Annotated in this window: 4 protein-coding genes; all 4 read left to right on the forward strand. The window is 49.1% G+C overall.

Features of this window, described 5'->3' with window-relative positions; all coding sequences use genetic code 11:
- Positions 1-356 precede the first annotated feature (356 nt).
- Complete coding sequence (locus tag Q7V48_08980) at positions 357-2,099, forward strand: carbon starvation CstA family protein (GenBank protein ID MDO9210865.1); 1,743 nt, start codon at positions 357-359, stop codon at positions 2,097-2,099.
- Positions 2,100-2,247: 148 nt separating this feature from the next.
- Positions 2,248-2,535, forward strand: a complete 288-nt coding sequence (locus Q7V48_08985; protein MDO9210866.1) for a hypothetical protein — start codon at positions 2,248-2,250, stop codon at positions 2,533-2,535.
- A gap of 15 nt (positions 2,536-2,550) precedes the next feature.
- Positions 2,551-3,048: a hypothetical protein gene (locus tag Q7V48_08990; GenBank protein MDO9210867.1), complete on the forward strand. Its 498-nt coding sequence runs from the start codon at positions 2,551-2,553 to the stop codon at positions 3,046-3,048.
- 137 nt (positions 3,049-3,185) lie between these two features.
- Positions 3,186-3,650: aspartate-semialdehyde dehydrogenase (locus Q7V48_08995; GenBank protein MDO9210868.1), on the forward strand; the 465-nt coding region annotated here is incomplete at its 3' end.

Raw genomic sequence — 3,650 nt, forward strand, 5'->3', positions numbered from 1 at the left:
TGTTTCTCTTCTTCTTTGGCCATTGTGTCCCTCCAGTATTCAGGACTTTTTAAAATGGGTTTTCCCCAACCTTCTATTTACCCGGATGCAATTATAATCTAACAGGGTCTAATGTCAAATAAAAAAAACATTTTTATTGACATTTTTTTCTATTTGTGCAAAATATGTGGAAAATCTTTAAATGGGGTCACAAAATTTTAAATCATATAAGGAGGTGATGCCGAGCCACAATGGCTCCCTGAGAGAAACAGTTGGATCGTTGGAAAGGCTAAGGTTGTTCCCCGAATGGCAATATGATTGCTCTTGAGGAAAGGAAGAAAAAAATTCCAAGATTTAACTCGTAAGGAGGGAGAAAAATGTCAATATTTGTTTTAATCCTCAGTATTATTTGGGTAGTCCTTGTCTACCGCGTTTACGGCCGTTATGTCGACCGCAAAATCGTTCAGTCCGATCCAAAAAAAGCAACTCCCGCCGTCATGTACATGGATGGTGTGGAGTTCATGCCTGCCAACAAAAATGTTCTCTTCGGCTTCCAATTCAAATCCATCTGCGGATTAGGCCCTGTCGTGGGAGCCATCATGGCCGTCAACTGGGGCTGGCTGCCAGCCATGCTTTACCTTCTCCTGGGTGTAGCCTTCCTGGGCTGGGTTCATGATTATACCTCCACCATGGTGGGCATCCGCAAAGAAGGGATGAGTTTGGGGGGGATGAGCTATACCCTGATTTCTCCCCGGGCGCGAACCCTGATCAGCATCTTTATTTATTTCAACCTCATGCTCAGCTTCGGGGCCTTTGCGCTGTTCATCGCCGCAACCCTCACCAAATCAACGGGCCCCTTAGGGATTATCATCTGGGTGCTGATGGGCGTTCTGACCGGCCAGATGATTTATAAATGGAAGCAATCCATCATCACAACCACTCTGGTGACCGTGATAATTACTTTTTTCGGTATTTTTTACCTCACCAGTCTCGAGCCGGTGATGGCATTTTTCAAGGCCATCAGTGGCGGTGACAAGCCCCCGATTATTTTCGGAGTCGTTAACCAACCCACGTTTATCTGGGTACTCGCCGTCCTGTTATTCTGCTATTTCGGGGCGGTCCTCCCCATCTGGCGCTGGGCTCAACCCATCAACTACCTTGGTTTCTGGGTAGTATTCATCGGAATGATCGGAATTGGTCTGGGAGTTCTTTTCGGAAATCCCTCTTTCGGCAACTTCCCAGCCTTCAAGGGATGGTGGTGGGGAAATAACCCCCTATGGCCGATGCTTTTCGTCACCCTCATGTGCGGAGCGGTCTCCGGCTGGCACTCCCTGGTAGGCAGCTCCGGCACAGCCCGCATGATTGAAAAAGAAACGGATACTTTGCCCGTTGCCGGGGGCGCCATGCTCCTGGAGATGATCATGGGCATGCTGGCCTTGATTATCGCCGTGTCGGCCTTCGGAAGCTTCGAAGGATATGCGGCGGCTTTCAAGAAAGGCGCGGGTGCGGTCTTCTCTGTAGGGGCGGCGAATTTCCTGGGCAATATCGGAATTCCGGAAAGTAGTGCCCTCGATTTTTCCAACATTATGTTTGCCGTCATCGGCCTGACGCTCATCCACTTAGGGGTACGGTTTATGCGGCTCTACGGCGCCGACGTGCTTGGGGAGTTTTGGCCCATCTTCAAAAATGTTCATTTTTCCACTATCTTCACCCTGATTCTCTTTGCCGTCTTCTGCTTTACCGGGGTTCTCTCTACCCTCTGGTTCCTCGGAGGAGCGTTTAACCAGATGTTAGCCTCCATGGCTTTGCTCATCGCCTCCTGCTGGCTGGCCTACGAGAGGAAAAATTACAGATTCACTCTCGCCCCCTCTATTTTCCTCTTTGTCACCACTATCGCCGCCGCCATTTGGGTTTCCTACGGCCAGATCAAACATTTCTTTGTTACCCCCAACATTACCACAGACCGGGCCATCGGCGACTGGCTCACCGGCTTGATCGCCCTCTTCCTGGTTTTCTGCGCGAGTGTTTTGATCAAAGATGCTTTCGCGGCCATCCGCAAATTCACCAGTGAAAAGAGGGAGGGAGCCCCGGCTCCAGCACCTACCGGAGGTGCCAAATAAGCAGATCAACTCCTTGCCGACGGGAGAACCTATCTCGGGTTTTCCCGTCTCTTTTGGGCAAACAATGAAACCGATCACCCTCGAAGTCATTTCTCTGGTTCCGGGCCTTTACAACACCTGATTTACTTGTAATATTGCTACAGACCAGGTGGGTCTCAGAGAAAAGGGGGACAGCAGGGATCTCAACGAATATCCTGAAGAATTGAAGGAGGAATATCTTTTTCTTTCAAATTGGATCAAGGAATTAGCCCAAAAATATCGTGAGCGAATTTTAATTAAAGTCATCGATGTCCAATCTCTCCAAGGAGTAATGAAATCGCTCCGCTATTGGGTGCATCGCTATCCGACCTTCATTATCAATAAAAAAAGGAAGTACGCGGGCAAGGACAAGAATCAATTGGATACTCTCCTGCAGGAACATCTGGGGAGCTCCTGAAACGCTCCAGAAACCATGCCCCTTGAATTAACCAAACATATCATCGCCGCAAGAAATATCTTATTCGGAACGGGCTACTTCTTAATTCTCTCTCTTCCCGAGGGCTGGAAGATAACCCGAAGCTACCTGGAGCCAGACGTTCACTCCGCAGTACAAAGAGAGCACATCACCTGGGTAGAGGCCGGCCAGACAGATCAGATTGTCTTTAATCCTTTAAAAAGGATTGCTTTTGACTTAATGATCCAGATCAAGCGGGGAAAGCATGATGGTCTTCAGGTCAAAGATGTCCAGATTTCCTCCCAGGGTACAAAAATGGTTTGCGGCCATCCCGCATCCTATTGTATCGGGGAAGTGCAACAAGGCTTGATTAGGAAAAAAACTGTTAAAACTCTGCGCCTTTCTTTTTATTGCCCTGAGCTTAACCGCACCCTCATTCTGCATTTTACCGGCAATGGCCAGGATGCTGATCTGAGAGAGATTTACGAATCCATCCCCTCCCTGGAATGCCATTAAAACCCGTTGCGGATTTCAGGTTACAAGTCAAGCCCCCTCACCTTTCCCCTCTTTGGCAATCAATCCCCTTGACATTATTTCTCGCAATATCTTAAGATGACAATAAATTAAAAAAATATTTCATGGGAGAATCGAGGATGAAAGGAAGATCCTATGCCGTAGCCGTTGCGGGCGCCACGGGGGCCGTGGGCTTAGAGATGATCAAAACCTTGGAGCAACGGAAATTTCCCGTGGGCTCCATCAAACTTCTGGCTTCCGAGCGGTCGGAGGGAAAGGAATTAGATTTTAATGGCAAGCCGGTGAAGGTCGAACGCCTCACCAAAGATTCCTTTAAGGATATTCAGATAGCCCTTTTCTCTGCCGGTGCATCCCGCAGCCTGGAATTCGCCCCGGCGGCAGCCGCTTCCGGCGCTGTGGTCGTAGACAATAGCAGCGCATTCCGCATGGACCCTGAAATTCCTCTGGTTGTACCGGAAGTAAACCCCCATGCCATTGCCCAGTATAAAAAGCGCGGTATCATCGCCAACCCCAATTGCTCGACGATCCAGATGGTCGTCGCTTTGAAACCCATTCATGACGTGGCCCGCATCAAACGGATCGTC

The organism is Deltaproteobacteria bacterium (assembly GCA_030654105.1).
Lineage (GTDB): Bacteria > Desulfobacterota > SM23-61 > SM23-61 > SM23-61 > JAHJQK01.